Here is a 3,107-nt window from a genome sequence, read left to right as displayed (position 1 = left end):
TTATACATAGGAAATTAGTGACTAGGTTATGATGAGATATATCAAAAAGAGCCTTGTGTTAAGTGCTTTCATAACAAAAAAAATGGCGACTAACGATTCGCAACGGCTTGAGTTACTAAAAGAGCGGTTAAAAAGCCGACTCGGCGCACCTGTTGGAATATATATGACAGGAATTCCTTTAGGTATCAGCACGATACTTGCAATATTTTGCTATGCGATGTCACAGGTTTCTGTCTGGGTGCTGCTATTTCATTGGTTGAATCTACCTGAGTATAAGGTATTAATGGGCGTGTTTTTTGCGGCAGTTTTTTATTGTGTGGTTATTATGAGTGCTATGCTACTGACTGCGCGGGGCTCATTGATTGGATATAAATTATACCTTGCTATTATTGCTCTAACAGGAATGATAGCTGTTGTTTATTTTTATCTATGCTTGGTCTTTATTCATATTCGATTCTATTGATAATTATACGCCGCAAATAACGTCTGTTTTAGGGTTGGGATTTCTATGTCTCAATATGATGTGGATGAATTCTTCCATTTTCTATCGATCAATAGTCCTGACGTTACATAATCGAATATGGCGCAAGCAGTTAAAAATAGCTACGCGCCATATTGCGGGAGTATAGAAGTTAACCACATGCAGTAACATTATCTAGAAAATGATTATTGCACAATATAGGAAAAGTCCGCCTCTGGTACAAAGCAGACATCAATGCAGACTTCATTAGCTTGCACTTGAACTTGCTTTACAGTGTTCTACTCAAATCGAGGTTATGAGTGAGCTTCTCCCGCAACGCGTTCAGGGCTTTTAAGCAATGCGACAAGCATGATGCTGCATCCAATGACGCCCGCAGCGAGTAAGGCTATGCCCTGAAAACCCAATACAGCGAGCGCCTGGCCTCCGGCAAGCGCCCCAGTACCGATGGCGGCGTTAAAGATTGCAACGTAAATGGCAGACGCCGGTTGTGCAGCATCTCCGGCGCTACGAAGCAGCCATGTCTGCAACCCAACGAATACAATGGCGATACCCGCACTCCATATGGCGAGCAGCATACCTGTTGACCAAAAAGGAAGGGGGGCGATGCTCTTTATACCAAAGATGGCGAGCGCGCCCGTACTCAGTAGCAGAGAGATGAGTATCAACCCTTTTACATGACGATCTATCAGCTTACCGGCAATGATGTTTCCCACCAGACCGGAGAGTCCTGAGGTCAGCAGCAGACCAGAAATGGACGCTGTGGGCACGCCCTGCGCCTTCGTCAGCAGCGGCTCAACGTAGGTAAATACCGCGAAGTGAGCAGAAATAATGCAGGCCGTGGCACCATAGAGGGAAAGGATCACCTGTTTTTTAAATATCCCGCAATAAGCACGCAGCCCAAGAGGCTGAAGCGTCGCCAGTGTGGGGAGCGTCCAGAATAGAGCACAGGCGGTGACAAGTGACAGCAGGGAGATCACCGCAAATGCACTACGCCATCCGGCTATATTTGCAATAAAACTAGCCAAGGGCACACCCAGAACGCTGGCAGCTGACACACCGCCAAAAATGATTGATGTCGCCAGACCAAGCTTTTCTGCTGGAACAATCTGTGTCGCCACTACACCAATTAATGCCCAGAAAGCACCGTGTGCCAGTGCCCCTGCCATGCGCGCACTCATAAATGCGGTCATTGAGTGGGAGAGGGTCGCCACCATACAGGAAAGGGCAAGGATCAGCATCAGGCCAACAAGCAGAGCCTTACGGGAAAAGCGCGCCGGTATAACTCCGGAAAGAAGTGCTGCAAGCGCGCCAACCCATCCATATGCTGTCACGACAAGACCCGCCCCAGACTCAGTTTGATTGAGATCTCTGGCAAGCATACTCAGCATGCCAACGGGAGCAAGCTCGCTGGTCACAATCGAAAAGGCGCTGATCCCGAGCGCAGCAACTGCCAGCCAGGCGCGGGCGGGCACCGGGCTTACATGTAAAACGGTGTCATTCATAGATAAAAGCTCTTAAAAAAGGGTGGAAGGTTTTTTGCGGGAAACGATCTGAAACACCGAGATAAGGTGTTCGCATGTTTATCTCCTTGCGTGGATTGAAGTATCATCCTTACGAAAGTGATAAAAAAGAGCTGAAAACGGAGAGTCGTTTTCCATAATCGGAAATAAGATGAAGACTGAGTTCAATTGGGATGACACGCGTGTTTTCCTGGCGATCGCCCGTTCGGGTACGCTGAGTGGTGCCGCTGAGGCAATGAGTATTGGGGTTGCAACCATTTCCAGAAGGTTAGATCGGCTTGAGCAATCGCTGGGAGTACCGCTTTTTAGCAGGCATCAGAGCGGATATCGGCTAACAGATGATGGCGAAGCCCTGCTGGAGCGGGCAGAGGCGCTGGAATACGCTGGCCTTGCTTTTGGCGAGACGGCGAATCTACAGGGTAACGTTGCCGGGCTTGTCCGACTCGCTACATCGGATAATCTGGCCACGCATTTTATTCTGCCTTCTCTGAAAGGGATTCTGGATACCTATCCGGAGCTGCGGATAGAGGTACTCAGCGGTGTGCCGTCAGTCAATCTACATCGTAGAGATGCCGATATGGCAATTCGCATGGTCAAGCCAGACAGCGGTAATCTGACGTTAAAGCGGCTGGGAACGGTAGGTTTTGGTCTCTATGGCGCAAAAACGTATCTCGATGAGTTGGGAGGCGTACCCGCTGGTTTAGCGCTAAGCAATGCTCAGTATGTAGGTTGGTCTGAATCGCACCAGCACTTGCCTGCTGCGCGCTGGGTAACGAGGATGCTTCGGGGCAGGCCATGCCGAGTGGAAGCCAATACGCTGGTGGCACAGGTATCTGCGGTTTCATCAGGGCTGGGTTTAGGTATTCTGCCACACTTTATGGCGAGGGCCAGCGGGCTGCAATGCGTCCAGCCTGAAACCGGTGCGGATCAAACGTTATGGCTGGTTATGCATTCAGACTTAGCGGGTTCACGTCGAGTCAGGGCTGTCGCCGATCATTTAATTGCCGTATTCGATAAGCATAAAGATCAACTGATGATGCCATGAACATCAATGGCCCATGCTTTTTTATTTACTGAGGCAGATCGCTCGCCCTGAGCACTTACCA

General features: G+C 49.3%; 3 protein-coding genes. 2 read left to right on the top strand and 1 reads right to left on the bottom strand.

The window, feature by feature from the left end; translation table 11 throughout:
- Positions 1 to 28 precede the first annotated feature (28 nt).
- Complete coding sequence (locus FN633_RS03795) at positions 29 to 463, top strand: hypothetical protein (protein WP_243731472.1); 435 nt, start codon at positions 29 to 31, stop codon at positions 461 to 463.
- Between the two features lie 311 nt (positions 464 to 774).
- On the opposite strand, the gene FN633_RS03790 is transcribed toward FN633_RS03795, so the two are convergent.
- On the bottom strand, positions 775 to 1,983 hold the full coding sequence (locus tag FN633_RS03790) for an MFS transporter (RefSeq protein ID WP_154056803.1): 1,209 nt from the start codon (positions 1,981 to 1,983) through the stop codon (positions 775 to 777).
- A 169-nt stretch (positions 1,984 to 2,152) separates the two neighbouring features.
- On the opposite strand from FN633_RS03790, the gene FN633_RS03785 reads away from it, so the two are divergent.
- Positions 2,153 to 3,046 carry a LysR family transcriptional regulator gene (locus tag FN633_RS03785; RefSeq protein ID WP_154056802.1) on the top strand — a complete coding sequence of 298 codons (894 nt, stop codon included), beginning with the start codon at positions 2,153 to 2,155 and terminating at the stop codon, positions 3,044 to 3,046.
- The last annotated feature ends 61 nt before the right edge of the window (positions 3,047 to 3,107 follow it).

This window comes from Pseudescherichia vulneris, from assembly GCF_902164725.1.
In the GTDB taxonomy this organism is placed as follows: Bacteria; Pseudomonadota; Gammaproteobacteria; order Enterobacterales; family Enterobacteriaceae; genus Pseudescherichia; species Pseudescherichia vulneris.
Note: the sequence above shows the minus strand (reverse complement) of the source record. Positions and strands in the feature narration are given on the sequence as shown.